The following is a 15,017-nucleotide window of genomic DNA, read 5'->3' on the forward strand; positions in this document are numbered from 1 at the left end:
ACAATGGCACAGGCTATGAAAATCGCGATCGTCGACGACGAAAAGGACATGCGGCAGTCGATCAGCCAATGGCTGGCACTGTCGGGCTACGATACCGAAAGCTTCGGCAGTGCCGAAGACGCGCTGAAGACGCTCGGCGCGAATTATCCCGGTATCGTCATCACGGACATCAAGATGCCGGGGATGGACGGGATCCAGCTTCTCAAAAAGCTCATGGGTCTCGACAGCGCGTTGCCGGTCATCATGATCACCGGCCACGGCGATGTTCCGATGGCGGTCGAGGCGATGCGGATCGGTGCGTTCGACTTTCTCGAAAAGCCGTTCAATCCCGACCGTATGTCCGAGCTTGCCAAGAAGGCGACCGCGGCGCGGCGGCTGACGCTCGACAACCGGCAACTCCGTAAGGAGCTGTCCGATGGCGGGCAGATCATGCAGAAGCTCATCGGTCAGTCGCCTGCGATGGAGCGGCTGCGCGAAGACATCCTCGATCTCGGCCAGGCCGATGGGCACGTGCTGATCGAAGGCGAGACGGGCACCGGCAAGACGCTGGTCGCCCATGCGCTGCACGCCGTGGGGAGCCGGGCGGGCAAGCGTTTCGTGCTTCTGCCTTGCGCGGCGATGGACGAGGCGGCGCTGATGAAGCGGCTCTTCGGCCCGATGGATCCCGATGACAGCCGCCTTCCGGCCATCGAGGAAGCGCGGGGCGGCACGCTTGTTCTCGAGGATATCGAAAGCCTGACGGACGGCGCGCAGGCGCGGCTTTTGTCGGTCATCAATGACCAGGGCAATCCGCCGGAGACGCGGATTGTGGCGATCTGCAACCTTCAGGACGAGGGCAAGACCTGCGAGACGGCGCTGCGCTCGGATCTCTTTTATCGATTGGCGGCGCTGCGGATCACCGTGCCGCCGCTCCGCCAGCGGGGAGAGGACATCCTTACGCTTTTCACGCGGCTGTCCGAGCAATATGCGGATGAGTATGGCTGCGATGCCCCTCAGGTCTCCGCCCAGGAAGCCGCGCAGCTCTTGCAGGCGCCGTGGCCGGGAAACGTGCGTCAGCTCATCAACCTCGCCGAGCGCGCGGTCCTGCAATCGCGGCGCGGGACGGGCACCATCGCCTCGCTCCTGATGAACGATCACGAGGACATGCAGCCGGTCATGACCACCGAGGGCAAGCCGCTCAAGGAATACGTGGAAGCCTTCGAGCGGATGCTCATCGATAACACGATGCGGCGTCACAAAGGGTCGATCTCGAGCGTTATGGACGAGCTCTGCCTGCCGCGCCGGACGCTGAACGAGAAGATGGCGAAGTACGGCCTTCAGCGGTCGGATTATCTGGACTGAGGCATCGACGCCTCGCTCGAGCGCCTGCCCGCCCCACCGGGCAGGCGCTCCTTTCGTCACTCACTCAGGCAGCTACCTCCGGTGCCGCGCGCATCAGCATCCCGTAAAGATCCCTCGGATCGTCCGGATCCGCCAGAAGATCGAGCGGCGTGAAAAAGCGCGTCCCCTCGATCGCGTTCCGCACGAAGCGCAGCGCCGAGAAATCCTCGATCGCGAAACCGACGCTGTCGAAGAGCGTGACCTGCGCCTCCGACGTTCGCCCTTCGGCATTGCCAGCCATGACCTGCCAAAGCTCCGTCACCGGATGATCGGGATCGAGCTGCTGGATTTCGCCTTCGATCCGGGTCTGCTCGGGATATTCCACGAAGATCGACGCGCGTTGAAGGATACCCGGCGCAAGCTCCGTCTTGCCGGGGCAGTCGCCGCCGATCGCGTTCACATGCACGCCGCTGCCCACCATGTTGTCCGACAGGATCGTGGCATATTGCTTGTCCGCGGTGCAGGTCGTCAGGATGTCTGCGCCTTCGATGGCCGCTTCCGCACTCTCGCACGGCACAACGCGCAGACCGCTGCCCGCGAGGTTCCGCGCGCATTTCGCCGTCGCGGCGGGGTCGATATCGTAAAGCCTAACTTCCTCGAGCCCGACCATCGCCTTCATCGCAAGGCTCTGGAACTCGGCCTGAGCGCCGTTACCGATCATCGCCATCACCCTTGCATCTTTTGGTGCGAGGTACTTGGCAGCCACGCCCGACATCGCCGCCGTGCGGAGCGCGGTGAGGAGCGTCATCTCGGTCAGAAGCTTCGGATACCCGGTATAGACATCCGCCAGAAGACCGAAGGCCGTCACGGTTTGCAGCCCTTCGCTGGTGTTCTTGGGATGCCCGTTCACGTATTTGAACCCGTACATCTCGCCATCCGAGGTCGGCATCAGCTCGATCACGCCAACATCGCTGTGGGAGGCGACACGCGGGGTCTTGTCGAAGCTTTCCCAGCGAAGGAAATCCTCTTCGATATGCGCGGCGAGCCCGCGCAGCGTCGCCTCGATGCCCAGGTGATGGACGAGCCCCATCATGTGATCGACGGAGACGAATGGCACGAGGGCCTTGTCGGAGGGTAGGGTCATGAGGGGCCTCACAGCATGCGTTGAGTGGGACGGTCGAAGACGCGGCGGCCGAGCGCGGAGGCGGCAAGATCGACCATGAGCTGCGCGGTGCGCCCGCGCTCATCGAGCATTGGGTTAAGCTCGACCAGGTCGAGCGACGTCATCAGGCCGCTGTCATGGATCATCTCCATCGCCAGATGCCCCTCGCGCACGGGCGCGCCGCCGGGCACGGTCGTGCCTACCGCCGGGGCGACCGAGGGATCGAGAAAATCGACGTCGAGCGAGACATGCAGCGCCCCGCCGGCTTCCGCGACGCGGTTCAGGAAAGCCGCAAGCGGTTTGCGGATGCCGTCTTCATCGATGTCGCGCATATCGGCCCTGGTGACCCCGGCCGCGTCGATGGCATCACGCTCCGGCCCGTCGACGGAGCGCAGGCCGATAATGCAGACATTCTCGGGCGCAACCGGAGCCATGACTTCAGGAAAGCCCTCGAACCCATCGCGCCCCGTTGCATAGGCTAGGGGGGTGCCATGCAGGTTGCCGCTTTCGGTCGTCTCCAGCGTGTGAAAATCCGCATGGGCGTCGAGCCAGAGCACGAATTGCGGCCGTCCCTCACGCGCCGCGTGCGCGGCGACGCCCGGCACCGTCCCGAGCGAGAGCGCATGGTCGCCGCCCATGAAGATCGGCAGACCGCGCGTCATGGCCGCCTCGGCCTCTCGCATCAGCGCCTGCGTCCAGCCGACCGTTTCGGGCAGGGAATAGAGATGCGGATGCGCCGGCAGGTCCACAGCTTCGGGCGTGAGGTTGCCGAGATCGACCACGTCGTGACCGAGATCCCGCAGCGCGCCGGGCAGCCGCGCGGAGCGGTAGGCATCCGGTCCCATCAGGCAGCCCGCGCCGCGTTTGCCGGAATCGACCGGTGCACCCAGAAGAAGGATCGTCTTCGCGCTCATGAAAGCCTCGCCTTGTTGGAAATTCTCTTGAAGTATGCGGCGATTTGCGAAGGATGAAAGCGATCAAAGTGAACGATCTGAGAGATAAGTCTCCGAAACGGATCTGAAAGCCGCCGAAATGGATGCGACCGACCGCGATATTCTCGCCGCCTTGCGCCGCGATGCGCGTATTTCCTTTTCAGACCTTGCCGCCGCGCTCGGGCTCTCGCGCACGACCGTGCGCGCGCGCGTCGAGCGGATGCGGGAAGACGGCCGTATCCTCGGCTTTACCGTGGTCTTGAAAGAGGACGCCGCGCGCGATCCCGTGCGCGCGCTCATGATGATCGGGATCGAGGGGCGTGGGACCGACCGCGTACTCCGTCAGCTCGGCGGCCTGCCCGAAGTGCGCGGGCTGCATTCCACCAATGGCCGGTGGGACGTGATTGCCGAGCTTGGCACGCCGGATCTCGAGACGCTCGACGCCGTGCTCAATCGTATCCGCGCGGTGGACGGTGTTGCGACCTCGGAGACGTCGCTGCTCCTGTCGACCAAGCGCGGCTCGGGTGCTCAGCTTCGGCGGTAGGCGGCGATCCAGAGACCGGCGAGAACCAGCGAGGCGATCATGTTCCAGCTCGCCATAGAGAGCGTCAGGAATTCCCACGCGATCTCGTCGCAGCGCGTCACCGGCGCGTTCATGATCTGGTCCATGAGCGCATCGGTCGAAAGACCGTCGATGGAGCTCGAGGTACAGGTCGTCGGGCCTTCCCACCACCCGCGCTCGACGCCGGTATGGTAAAGACCGAGCCCCGCCGTGGTCAGCGCCGCGATCGCACCCACCAGCGCTACGGCACGGCTCTTGATGCCGATGGCGATGAGCCCGAGCACGATGGCCGCCACATGCGGGTAGCGCTGCCAATAGCAGAGTTTGCAGGGCGGCAGACCGCCCAGATACTGAAACCCGAGCGCCGCGATCAGAAGCGCGGCAGAACCTCCGGCGGCGAGGGCGATGAGCATGTTCCGTGTCATACGAACCGCAGAACCATGAAGCCGCCGATGAGCGCAACGCAGAAAAGCGTGAAGACGAGACCAAGCCGCCGCTCGATGAAATCGCGGATCGGATCGCCGAAGGCGTAGAGCAGCCCCGCCACGATGAAGAACCGCGCCGCCCGGGCAATGATCGCGGAAAGGATGAAGGGCACGATCGGCATCGCGGTCCATCCCGACATGATTGTGATGACCTTGAACGGGAAGGGCGTCAGGCCCGCGAACAGCACCGCCCAGACGCCGTATTCGTTGAACTTGGCGTTGAACGCCGCCATCGAGTCGCCCTTGCCGAGCGCTTCGAGCACCGGCGCGCCGATACTGTCGTAGAAGAACGCGCCGATCACATAGCCCAGCCCCGCACCCGCGACCGACGACACCGTGGCGATGAGCGCGATCAACCAGGCCCGGCGCGGCGCGGCGAGAATCATGGGGATCATCATCACGTCCGGCGGGATCGGAAAGACCGAGCTTTCGATGAAGGCGACAAAGGCCAGCAGCCACAGCGCGTGGGGATGCTCGGCCAGCGCCAATGTCTTGTCATAGGTCTTTCGGAGCATTCGGGGTCCCTCGGCTTCGCCGCCTCTGAGCATGGGCAAGCGCCGGGGTCAAGAACAGGCAAGATCGCATCTGGACGCGCGCGATGCCGGAAGGTAGAGCAGGACCGGGCCCAAGTGGCGGAATGGTAGACGCAGGGGATTCAAAATCCCCCGGTCGAAAGATCGTGTCGGTTCGAGTCCGACCTTGGGCACCAATCATTTCGTCGAGCTTTATCGCTGCAGCAAGCGTAGATCGCTCAGGTGACGGGCGCGTCATGGTCAATCGCGGCGGTGCCCGGTTTCGCCGAGGATATCAGCGTAACCAGCCGCTCGGAGCTCAAATTGACCTTGGTCCTGCGCCCCGGTACTTCCCTTCAGCGGGCGTTCATCCGAAATTGGCAGCCTCGCCACAGCACAGTGCAAGGAGCCCGATTTGGACGGATTGGCGACAGGACAATGCCTGTGCGGCGCGGTGAGCTTCCGCGTAACGGGCGAATTCGAGAGCTTCTTCCTCTGTCACTGCTCGCGCTGCCGAAAGGATAGCGGCTCGGCCCATGCGGCAAATCTGTTTTCATCCACGGCGCAGCTCGCGTGGCTGTCGGGAGAAGACGCGGTCAGCGAGTTCAGGCTGCCGGGGTCCCGGCACGTGAAATGTTTCTGCTCCAATTGCGGATCGGCGCTGCCCGTCGCTCCCGCGGATGAAGGTCTGCTCCTCGTTCCTGCGGGCTCTTTGGACAGCCCGATCCCGATACGGCCGGACGCGCATATTTTCGTCTCTGACCGCGCGGATTGGGACGACGACCTGGCCTCGCTTGCGAGGTTTGAAGGTCTTCCCGGTGCGGATGCCCGTTCCGGCGAGTGACCGGGCGAGCTGAAGCCGCTGCACCGTCTCCGGAAGAGTTGCGCCTTCGGTTATGACCGCGAAGCCTCGCCAATCAACGGGATTTCGAAGCGAAACGTCGTCGTTCCGTTCCCGCTCATCACCGACAGGCTGCCATTATGCGCCCGCGCGATCGAGGATGCGATATGGAGGCCGAGACCGAGCCCCGTGCTTCCGATCTCGGAGCCGCGACGAAAAGGTTGGAACAGGACGTCTTGAACGCTTGGCGGGATCGCGTCGCCCTCGTTGACGACATCGATGGCGAGTCCCGATTGCCGATACTCGGCAGCGATCCTCACAGGTGCATCGGTCCGGCCATAGCTGATCGCGTTCGATACGAGATTGGAGATGGCTTGCGCGACGCGGGCCGGATCGCAGCTGACGGGGCGCGACAGGTCGAGATCGACTATGATCTCTTTCTCCGGGGCCGCAGCGCGCACTTCGGCGACGACATGCTCCACGGCATCTTGCAGCGCCGCGTCGGGTGTCGCCACGACGGTGATACCGGCCCCGAGACGAGACTTTGCATGGAGCATCAGGTTGTCGATCATCTCGTTCATCCGGTAGAGCGAGGCGCGCATCAGAACGAGGTAGTCGCGGCCGCGCTCGGTCAGCGGCTCCTTTGCCACCTGCCGGAGTCCCGACAGCAAGGCCGCAATGGGGTTACGCAGATCGTGACCGAGGATCGCCACGAACTCTTCCTGTGCCTGCTGCATGCGGCGTTCGTGTTCGACCAGCATCTCTTGCGCCTCGAGCCGTTCCTCGGTCTCGAGACTACGACCGATCAGGTCTGCGAACATCTGGAGCATCGCGACCGAACGAGGATTGTCGACGTCCTTCGGGTCGGTATCGATCGCACAGAGCGTCCCGAAAAAGCTGCCGTCGCTGCGGAAGATCGGAGCCGATGCGTAGCTGACGATGCCGAAGGCCGCGGCGATCGGATGCCCTTTGTAGACTGCATCGGTCGTGGCGTTGCCGAAGACGACCATCTCGGAGGTGTCGCGGACCGTCTGGCAGAAGGTCGATTCGATGGGGATTTCGTCTCCGGCTGCGATACCGAACTTGACCTCGTCGACGGTTCGGCAGGCCACCCACCTGTCGGCGGTCACGCGTGCAACTCCGGCGAACCGCATATTCGTGGCCAGCATCACCGTATCGAGGATCGTTCCGATCATATTGCTGCTTGCAAGCAACTCGATATCGGCTTGGAAGTCGTGCGCGCCCGCGAGAAATGTCGCGTGGTCCTGCATCTTGGTCGTCGAGGTCTGCGCGCTCATCAACTACGCCTACAAAAACTCAAAAAAGACAGCCGTGCGTCGGGCGGAAAGACACGAACGCGTTATACACGAAAACGCGCGCGGAACAGAGAACCTTTAATGTCTGATTACGCAATGGAAAGGTGCCAATCTGCGGAAGGGATGAGGCTTGCGTCGTCGTTAGGCGACGTTTCGGCGCGGTTTTGCTGCCATTTCTCCGAAGGGTCGGGGCGCTTGGACCTGGCTCAAATGATGGCTCGCCGGACCTTGGCGGAGACCCATTCGCTTACGACGACCGTGCCGAGGATCAACAAGAGGATCACCGTGACCTGCGGCCAGGCGAGGACGTTGAGCGAGGCTTGCAGCTTCAGCCCGATACCGCCCGCTCCGACGAGACCGAGGATCGTGCTTTCCCGGATGTTGATGTCCCATCGGAAGACGGAGATCCCCCAGAAGGCCGGCATGATCTGCGGCACGATCCCGTAGCTCAGCACCTGCGTGGCACTGGCGCCGGTGGCTTCGACGGCTTCGATCTGTCGCGCATCGGTCTCTTCGATCGCCTCGTAGAGCAGCTTGCCCACGAAACCGATGGAGCGGAGCGCGATCGCGACGATCCCCGCCAGAATCCCAGGTCCGATGATCGCGACGAGCAAGAGCGCCCAGATCAGCGAGTTGATGGAGCGCGAGGCCACGATGATGAAAAGCGCGATGGGCCGTAGGATCCGGGCCGAGGGCGTCGTATTGCGAGCCGCAAGGAAGGCCACCGGCACGGCCATGATGACGCCGGCAATGGTGCCGAGCGTCGCGATGTTGAGCGTGTCCCAAAGCGGAACCAGCAATTCCGGAAGGTAGGACAGACGCGGCGGCATCATGCGGCTGCCGATATCGGCGGCCTGCCGCGGCGCGTCCCAGACGAACGCCCAGATCGTGTTCGCGGTCATGAGCTGCCAGCACCAGACGAAAAGCGCGACAAGCGCGGCCCAGCCAGCCCGGAGAAACAGCCGTGCCTTCGGCGTGCGATGGGCCCATGTTTGACTGTAATGCGTGATCTCGGTCATTGCAGGAACTTCCGCAGGTAGCTGGAGCCGTATTCGGCCACCATCACGATGCCGATGATGATCAGGAGGATCGCGCCGGCGCTATCATATTCATAGCGGTCGATGGCGGTGTTGAGCGTCGCGCCGATCCCGCCTGCGCCGACGATCCCGATCACCGCGCTCTCGCGGAAGTTGATGTCGAGCCTGTAGAGCGAAAGGCCGATGAGGCGCGGCATGACCTGAGGCTGCACCGCGTAATTGACGAGCTGCCACCAGGACGCGCCGGTCGCGCGGACGGCCTCTGCCTGAGCCTCGTCGATCTCCTCGATATCGTCGGCCAGGAGTTTGGCGAGGAAGCCGATGGTGGCGAAGCTGAGGGTCAGGAACCCCGCGAATGGCCCGAAACCGAACATCGCCACGAGGAAGATCGCGATGATGATCTCTTGCAACGCGCGGCTGACGGCGATGATCGACCGGCAGATATAATAGATCCAGGCGGGCGCGAGGTTGCTTGCCGCGCCGATGCCGATGGGCACCGAGATCAGCACGCCGACCACCGTCGAGGTCAGCGTCATCGTCAGGCTCTCGATGAGGCCCCGGTAGATATCGCCCCAACGGCTCGTGAAATCAGGCTGCAGGAAGCCCATGACAAAGCGCTGCCCGCGTTCGAGCCCGATGGACACCCGTTCCCAATCGACCTCGATCGAGCCCACGGCGAGCACGAGGTAGACGAGGATGCCGATCTGCAGCGCAAGGCGCCAGCGCCGGTTCGTGACGATCTGGGGCGGTCGTCGCCAGGTGGTGGGGTAGCTCTGCTCGCTCATTTGGCCAGCGCCGCCATCCGGTCGCGAGCATCAGCCTCGGCGGCCGATTGTTCCTCGTCGCCCTTGCGCATCGCGTTCCAGTCTTCCTCGCCGTAGATCGTCGTCAGGACTGTCTCGGAGAGCTCCGAGGGCGGTCCGTCAAAGACCACTCGGCCCGCGCGCAGGCCGACGATGCGCTCCATGAATTGCTGCGCGAGCGGCACATCGTGGATATTGACGATGGCGGGCAGATTCCGCTCGGCGCAGATCTCGGTCAGCAGGCGCATGATCTGGCGCGAGGTCTTCGGATCGAGGCTCGCCGTCGGTTCGTCGACCAAGAGAAGCTCGGGCTCCTGCGCGAGTGCGCGGGCGATGCCGACCCGTTGCCGCTGACCGCCCGAAAGTGCGTCGGCGCGTTTGTCCGCCTGATGCATGAGACCCACGCGGTCGAGCAGGCGAAACGCCTCCTGCACGTCGCGCGGCGGATAGCGGCGCAGGAAGCTGCGCCAGAACGAGACATAGCCGAGCCGACCCGACAGCACGTTCTCCATCACCGTCAGCCGCTCGACGAGCGCGTATTCCTGGAAGATCATGCCGATGCGGCGGCGCTGACGGCGCAGCTCGGCCTTGCCGAGGCGAGCAAGGTCTACATCGCCCAAAAGGACTTTGCCGCCCGTGGGTTCCACCAGCCGGTTGATGCAGCGGATGAGCGTCGATTTGCCCGCGCCGGACGGGCCGATGAGGCCCACGATCTGACCTTTGGGGATCTCCAGCGTGACATCGCTCAGCGCGGCGTCGCCGGTCTTGTAGGTCTTGGACAGACCTTCGAGCTTCAGCATGAATTGACCTCGGTCGTGAAACGAATGCGGGCGGCGCGTGGCCACCCGCATCCATTGTTTGTAGTCGGGATCAGTTGCACTCGTACGAGACGCCGTTGGCCTCGTCGATCTGGCGGATCACGGCCCAGTCTTCCTGGAACGAGATCTCGATGAACTGGTCCTCACCGTTGCGGCCGAATTCCTCGGCGAGCGCGGTGCCTTCCCAATCGTAGCTGAAGAAGGCTTCGCGGATCGATTCCTGCAGCTCGGGCGTCAGGTTGTAGACCGTGCCGTAACCCGTCGTCGGGAAGGTCTGCGACTGGTAGACCACCTCGAGCTGGTCCTCGGTCACCACTTCGCGATCAAGCATGCGGCCCTTGACCGAGTTGGCGATCGACGCGGCGATGTAGTCCTGGTTCGCGACACCGAGGATCGAGCTGTCATGCGCGCCCGAGAAGGTGGCCTCGAAATCCTCTCCCGCGACCATGTCGAACTCGGACATCAGGATCGCCGAAGGCGCCTTGAAGCCGGAGTTGGAGGTCTCGGAGGTGAAGGCGATGGTCTCACCGCGCAGATCCTCGACTTCCGAGATGCCGGAGCCCGGATAGGTGATGATTTCCATCTCATAGCCGAAGGAGCCATCCTCGGCCGCCATCATCGCGAAGGGTCTGAAGCCCGCGCAAGCCACGGCCAGCGGGTTCGAGCCGGTGTTGAAACCCGCGACGTGAAGACGACCCGCGCGCATTGCCTCGATCTGTGCGGCGTTCGATTGCACCGGGAAGAACTGAACGTCCTTGCCGGTCACTTCGGACATGTGATCGAGAAAGCCCTGCCAGACCTCGGCATAGACGGCCGGGTCCTCGACGGGGGTGTAAGCGAAGATCAGCGTATCGGGATCGATCAGCTCGGATTCGTCGGTCGGGATATCCGCGATCAGGTCGCCGTCATTGTCGACATAGCGATCGCTGAGCGAGAATTCCGCGGAAGCCTGCGTGCCAGCGACGGCAGCCGCGGCTGCGGTGAGTGTGATGAGCGTCTTCATGTCATTCCCTGTTTTCTTGGCAGATGCGAGGCGGGTATGCGTCCCCTGATTCATCATCATGACGCTTTTGTAACGGTTTGACGACAACTGAAGTGCGTCCCGGCGGACGATGATGGGACACGAGCCTGCGCGCTCGGCCTGCATCGAAAAATCCAGTGCTTTTCCGAAAGCTGGGTTTCAGCGGAACTCGATCACGATCGAAAACTGGCGCTGCGCGCCCGGTGGCGGCGGCGGGAAGGGCGCGGCGCGGCGGATGATCTGAGCCGCGGCATTGTCGAGCGAGCCGGACCCCGAGCTTGCCGCGATGCCAAGCCCGGCAAGGCCGCCCGAAGCCGCCACGGTAAAGCTGACGCGCGTGCTTCCGCGCCGGTTCATCCGGGGCCGGCCGACGCGATTGATGCGCGCCATCACCTGGCCAGGATAGTTGCTCGCCGCGGCATTCCCCGATTGCTGTGCCGTGCCTTGGCGCGTGCCCTGCTGCCGGGCCTCTGCCTCGTTTTGACCGGCCGCGGCACCCTGACGGCTGCTTTGCGCGGCATTGCCTTGCGGGGGCTGGCGGTCCGGCGCTGGCTGCCGTTCCGCGCGTTGCGGGTCAGGCTCAGGCTCTGGCGGCTTGTGTTCTTCTTCGAATTCGGCGCTGCGCGGGGCAGGGCGGCGGGAGCGGATCGGGGCGGCGCTGTCAGGCTCGCCGGCCTGAAGCGTTTCGGTGACCTGCTCCGGCGCCTCGGGTGGGGCTGCGGCGTCCGGCGCGACGGGCGATACCGGTTCGGCATCGGGTTCGGCAGCGTCGAGCGGTTCGGGGTCCGCGCGTTCTGCGCGGTCCGGTGGCAGAGCAACGGAGCCGTCCGGGCGTTCGGGCAGGATCGCGGCCAATGCTTCCGGCGCGTCCGGGGGCGGTGCCGGTTCTGCTTGCTGGGGTTGTGTGGTTTCGGGTTGCTCGGCGGGGTCCGCCTCGACTTGCTCCGCCCGCTCAGGAGCGCTCGCGCCTGGGGTCGCGGACTGGTGTGCGGGCTCGGCGCTGTCCTCTGCCTCCTCGGCTTGCATGACGCCCTGAGACATATCGGCGAAACTGCCGGTGCGGGCCGTCTGCGACCCTTGGGCGCTCTCGATCTCGGCTCGCTCGTCGGTATGAAGCGCCACGGCGAGACCGGCATGGATTGCGCCCGCCGCAATCAGCGCGGCAAGTTTCGCGGTCTTCGAGGAGAGAACCTTGCTCGTCATTCGAGCCCCCGTTCCGTCACGACCAGCACCCGCGCCGCGCCGGCGGAGCGCAATTCGCCCGCGATACGCACCAGTGCCGAGGCGTCGAGGTTGCGGTCCGGCACGATCCGGATCGTCGGGCCATCCTCGCCGGGGCGCGTCTCTGCCTCGGAAAGCTCGAGATACGCGCCCGCCGAAACCACGTCGCGCCCGCGATAGCTCAGTCGTCCGTCGACATGGACCACCAGCGCGTCGGGCGGCGCGCGCCCTTCGAGATCCTGCGTTTCGACCAGCGTCACGTCGCCGTCGAGCGGCGCCGCGAGTGTCCCGGCCACCATGAAAAAGACGAGCATCAGGAACACGATGTTGATGAGCGCGATGGTCGGCTCGCGGGCCGCCCGCTTGGGCCTCGTTCTCATGTAGCCTCCATCACCGTCGGTGTGATGTTCGCCACGCCGCGGATCGCCACCAAGAGGTCGGTCAGACGCTGGGCTGTCACATCGTCGCGCAACGCCACGAGCAGAACGCGGGCCGTCTCCTCCGTCTCCGCGGTGAGTGCGTCGCTCAAGGTCTGGAGGGCGAGCACCTCGCCATTGAGACGGATATCCTCGGCTCCGAGTTGCAGAAAGAGCGGCGGGCTGTCGCTCGGCGCATCGGCGGCCTGGGCCGCTGCGGTCAGCTCGACCTCGGAGAATTTCGAGAAGGTCGAGGTCAGCATGAAAAACAGCAGCAAAAGGAAGATGACATCGATGAGCGACGTCATCGACAGCCGCCGCCTTGCCTTTGTCTTACGCATGAGCCGGGGCGAGCTCCGGCTCGGATGCGGAGCGTCCAGATCCCCGCGGCGCAAGAACGGTGTAGAGCGCACGGCCCGCGGTCACGCGCTCGTCGTCCATGCGCGCCTCGAACCAGCTTAGCGCCAATGCTGTCGGCATGGCGACGACGAGCCCGACGGCGGTGGTCAGAAGCGCCACCCAGATCCCGCCCGCGAGGATAGAGGGATCGACCTGTGCTCCGGCGTCCTGGAGTGCCTGGAACGCTTCGATCATGCCGAGCACGGTCCCGAAAAGGCCAAGAAGCGGGGCCAGCTGCGCGACGGAATCAAGGAACCGGAAGCCGCGCTCGAGGCGGGCGAAGCGGGTCTCGGCTTCGGCTTCCAGACGCTGGGCGGCGCCGGGTCCTGCGGAGAGCGCCATGTCGACGACCGGCGCAAGGTAGCTCGTCGACCGGTCCAGGGCGGCCCGCGCGCCTGCGCGGTCGCCGCGATCCCAGGAAGCGATGGCCTCCGACAATGCCTTGTGCCGTCCAACCCCCGCGCTGTTGAACTGCCAGAGCTTGTAGAGAACGACCGCCAGGGTCACCACGGACACCGCGATCAGGAGGAGCACGACCGGACCGCCAAGATCGGCGATGCGGAGGATGGCTTCGGCGATATTGGTCATCCGATCACCTCGATCCCTGCGCGGGTCTCGAGACGTAGATCGCTCGCACAAGCGGCGGGCCCCAGGGCTTCGGCCTCACAGGTCTCCGCGCCGTTGAAAAGCACCCGGCCGAGACCGTCGCAGGCGGTGCCCGAAATCACGAACTGCCGCACGCGCGGTCGTCCTGCGGGCAGCGTTCCGAAATCGAAAAGCGTGAGCCGGTCGACCTGACCTTCGGCATCGAAGAGCACGGTCTCGTAGACCGCCTGTGCGATATCGCTGCCATGTCCGTTGAGAACGACGAAGGACATCCTGCAGCTCTCGCCGTCCGTCTCCGCTGCGTTGAGCTCGATCGATACGCGAGGTCCAAGCTCTTCTTGTGCGACAGCCGGCAGGGCAAGGAGAGAAGCGCAAAGCGCTGATACAAGTGACGTGGGTTTGCTCATGTCCGGTCCCCATGGATTCGTGGCGAGGGTTACAGACATGCGTGGCTATCGAGCGTTGGCTGGCGCATGCGGATTGCTGCGGACTCCGATCATGTTTCCGCGTCGAGTGCAATAGTTGATAAAAACCATCAGAAAGGGGGCGCAGGTCGATATGCGCCCGGTGTTTGCCGTTGAGTCCGGGCAGGATCTCTGAAAGAGGTAAGGTTGAGTTAAACTATCAGGAATTCTTCTTTCGATGAGTTTCCGCCCCGCTGTGACATCGTTCCTGTCCGGGATCCGTCCCGCCGCGCCGCTTGTCTATGCTGCGTGGGATGCGGGCGTCGCAGATCTGTGGCGGGTGGAGATCGGTCGTGACGGGCAGGGCTCTTACACAGCGCGCGATCCGCGCTTCGTTGTCGTTCTCGACAGCGGCGACAGCCCGTTGCGCCTGTCAGGGGCGGGGCTCGACGCCGCGATGCCAGTGCGCGTGGCCTATGTTCCAGCGGGGGTTGCCGTACAGTCCCGCTTCGCACGGCCGGGCGCGCTCACCCATCTCGACCTGCATTTCAGTCGCGCGTGCCTCGAGCGCCGCCTCGGCGATGCCGGGCTCGATGCCGACGTGCTGACCTCGCGCGCGCTCGCACTTCCAGAGGCCCCGGAGGTCGAGGCAATTGCCGGGCTGATCGCGGAAGAAGTAAAGGGCGGCGACGCCTCGACACTGGTCTGTGATGCGCTGGCGACTGCGCTCGCCGGAAAGGTGTTCGCGGAGGCCGCGCCCCTGCTCGGCTCCGCAAGGCGGGGAGGGCTGACAGCCCGGCAACTCGCGGTCGTCGATCGGCTGATGCAGGACAACATGCACCGCCGGTTGATGGTCGCCGAGATGGCCGACGCGATCGGCCTGTCTGAAAGCCGGTTCGCTCATGCCTATCGCGAAAGCCGGGGCCAGACCCCTCATCGGGCCTTGCAGAAACTGCGCGTGCATCACGCGGAACAACTGCTCGAGGATCCCGCGCGCAGCATTGCCGATATCGCGATCGAGACCGGGTTCTCAGACCAGGCGCACCTGACGCGCGCTTTCTCCGCGATGACGGGCCGCACGCCCGGTGCGTGGCGCAGAGCGCGTCTGATCGGAAATTGACAGCAGGATTGCACAATTCCCGACAGTTTTAGTCAAGACGCT

The 15,017-nt window shown here is 64.4% G+C and carries 18 protein-coding genes and 1 tRNA gene; 5 read left to right on the forward strand and 14 right to left on the reverse strand.

Annotation, left to right across the window (positions count from 1 at the left end; all coding sequences use genetic code 11):
• The first annotated feature begins 3 nt into the window (after positions 1 to 3).
• Positions 4 to 1,341: a sigma-54 dependent transcriptional regulator gene (locus FIU91_RS07895; protein WP_152462077.1), complete on the forward strand. Its 1,338-nt coding sequence runs from the start codon at positions 4 to 6 to the stop codon at positions 1,339 to 1,341.
• A gap of 64 nt (positions 1,342 to 1,405) precedes the next feature.
• On the opposite strand, the gene FIU91_RS07900 is transcribed toward FIU91_RS07895, so the two are convergent.
• Positions 1,406 to 2,464 carry an ornithine cyclodeaminase gene (locus tag FIU91_RS07900; RefSeq protein ID WP_152462078.1) on the reverse strand — a complete coding sequence of 353 codons (1,059 nt, stop codon included), beginning with the start codon at positions 2,462 to 2,464 and terminating at the stop codon, positions 1,406 to 1,408.
• 8 nt (positions 2,465 to 2,472) lie between these two features.
• Positions 2,473 to 3,396, reverse strand: coding sequence for an arginase (gene rocF, locus FIU91_RS07905; protein ID WP_152462079.1), 924 nt, complete (start codon positions 3,394 to 3,396; stop codon positions 2,473 to 2,475).
• A gap of 118 nt (positions 3,397 to 3,514) precedes the next feature.
• Here rocF and FIU91_RS07910 point away from each other — a divergent pair, with 118 nt between their 5' ends.
• Positions 3,515 to 3,958 carry an Lrp/AsnC family transcriptional regulator gene (locus tag FIU91_RS07910; protein WP_152462080.1) on the forward strand — a complete coding sequence of 148 codons (444 nt, stop codon included), beginning with the start codon at positions 3,515 to 3,517 and terminating at the stop codon, positions 3,956 to 3,958.
• On the opposite strand, the gene FIU91_RS07915 is transcribed toward FIU91_RS07910, so the two are convergent.
• Together FIU91_RS07915 and FIU91_RS07920 are read right to left on the reverse strand one after the other, a co-directional pair.
• Entirely contained in the window at positions 3,943 to 4,389 is a 447-nt protein-coding gene (locus FIU91_RS07915; RefSeq protein ID WP_245760252.1) for a disulfide bond formation protein B, read from the reverse strand. The genes FIU91_RS07910 and FIU91_RS07915 overlap by 16 nt on opposite strands.
• Positions 4,390 to 4,397: 8 nt before the next feature.
• On the reverse strand, positions 4,398 to 4,976 hold the full coding sequence (locus FIU91_RS07920) for a YqaA family protein (RefSeq protein ID WP_093012568.1): 579 nt from the start codon (positions 4,974 to 4,976) through the stop codon (positions 4,398 to 4,400).
• Positions 4,977 to 5,084: 108 nt separating this feature from the next.
• Here FIU91_RS07920 and FIU91_RS07925 point away from each other — a divergent pair.
• A tRNA-Leu gene (locus tag FIU91_RS07925) sits at positions 5,085 to 5,170 on the forward strand.
• A gap of 218 nt (positions 5,171 to 5,388) precedes the next feature.
• Positions 5,389 to 5,817: a GFA family protein gene (locus FIU91_RS07930; protein ID WP_152462081.1), complete on the forward strand. Its 429-nt coding sequence runs from the start codon at positions 5,389 to 5,391 to the stop codon at positions 5,815 to 5,817.
• Positions 5,818 to 5,867: 50 nt separating this feature from the next.
• Here FIU91_RS07930 and FIU91_RS07935 read toward each other — a convergent pair whose 3' ends face one another.
• The 10 genes from FIU91_RS07935 to FIU91_RS07980 form a co-directional block, all read right to left on the reverse strand.
• On the reverse strand, positions 5,868 to 7,112 hold the full coding sequence (locus tag FIU91_RS07935) for a GAF domain-containing sensor histidine kinase (protein ID WP_152462082.1): 1,245 nt from the start codon (positions 7,110 to 7,112) through the stop codon (positions 5,868 to 5,870).
• A gap of 224 nt (positions 7,113 to 7,336) precedes the next feature.
• Entirely contained in the window at positions 7,337 to 8,149 is an 813-nt protein-coding gene (gene phnE, locus FIU91_RS07940; RefSeq protein WP_152462083.1) for a phosphonate ABC transporter, permease protein PhnE, read from the reverse strand.
• On the reverse strand, positions 8,146 to 8,952 hold the full coding sequence (gene phnE / locus FIU91_RS07945; RefSeq protein WP_152462084.1) for a phosphonate ABC transporter, permease protein PhnE: 807 nt from the start codon (positions 8,950 to 8,952) through the stop codon (positions 8,146 to 8,148). The genes phnE (FIU91_RS07940) and phnE (FIU91_RS07945) overlap by 4 nt, the downstream gene beginning before the upstream one ends.
• Positions 8,949 to 9,770, reverse strand: a complete 822-nt coding sequence (gene phnC, locus FIU91_RS07950) for a phosphonate ABC transporter ATP-binding protein (protein ID WP_093012583.1) — start codon at positions 9,768 to 9,770, stop codon at positions 8,949 to 8,951. The genes phnE (FIU91_RS07945) and phnC overlap by 4 nt, the downstream gene beginning before the upstream one ends.
• A 70-nt stretch (positions 9,771 to 9,840) precedes the next feature.
• Positions 9,841 to 10,791: a phosphate/phosphite/phosphonate ABC transporter substrate-binding protein gene (phnD, locus tag FIU91_RS07955; RefSeq protein WP_152462085.1), complete on the reverse strand. Its 951-nt coding sequence runs from the start codon at positions 10,789 to 10,791 to the stop codon at positions 9,841 to 9,843.
• Between the two features lie 177 nt (positions 10,792 to 10,968).
• Positions 10,969 to 12,012, reverse strand: a complete 1,044-nt coding sequence (locus FIU91_RS07960) for a TonB family protein (protein ID WP_152462086.1) — start codon at positions 12,010 to 12,012, stop codon at positions 10,969 to 10,971.
• Complete coding sequence (locus tag FIU91_RS07965; RefSeq protein WP_152462087.1) at positions 12,009 to 12,410, reverse strand: biopolymer transporter ExbD; 402 nt, start codon at positions 12,408 to 12,410, stop codon at positions 12,009 to 12,011. Before FIU91_RS07965 ends, FIU91_RS07960 begins: the two co-directional genes overlap by 4 nt.
• On the reverse strand, positions 12,407 to 12,787 hold the full coding sequence (locus FIU91_RS07970; protein ID WP_254702068.1) for a biopolymer transporter ExbD: 381 nt from the start codon (positions 12,785 to 12,787) through the stop codon (positions 12,407 to 12,409). The genes FIU91_RS07965 and FIU91_RS07970 overlap by 4 nt, the downstream gene beginning before the upstream one ends.
• Positions 12,780 to 13,433: a MotA/TolQ/ExbB proton channel family protein gene (locus tag FIU91_RS07975; protein WP_152462088.1), complete on the reverse strand. Its 654-nt coding sequence runs from the start codon at positions 13,431 to 13,433 to the stop codon at positions 12,780 to 12,782. Before FIU91_RS07975 ends, FIU91_RS07970 begins: the two co-directional genes overlap by 8 nt.
• Entirely contained in the window at positions 13,430 to 13,723 is a 294-nt protein-coding gene (locus tag FIU91_RS07980) for a hypothetical protein (RefSeq protein ID WP_371418271.1), read from the reverse strand. The genes FIU91_RS07975 and FIU91_RS07980 overlap by 4 nt, the downstream gene beginning before the upstream one ends.
• Positions 13,724 to 14,093: 370 nt before the next feature.
• Here FIU91_RS07980 and FIU91_RS07985 point away from each other — a divergent pair, with 370 nt between their 5' ends.
• A complete protein-coding gene (locus FIU91_RS07985; RefSeq protein WP_152462090.1) occupies positions 14,094 to 14,975 on the forward strand; it encodes an AraC family transcriptional regulator in 882 nt (293 codons plus the stop codon).
• The last annotated feature ends 42 nt before the right edge of the window (positions 14,976 to 15,017 follow it).

This window comes from Roseivivax sp. THAF30 (genome assembly GCF_009363575.1).
Taxonomy (GTDB): Bacteria; Pseudomonadota; Alphaproteobacteria; order Rhodobacterales; family Rhodobacteraceae; genus Roseivivax; species Roseivivax halotolerans.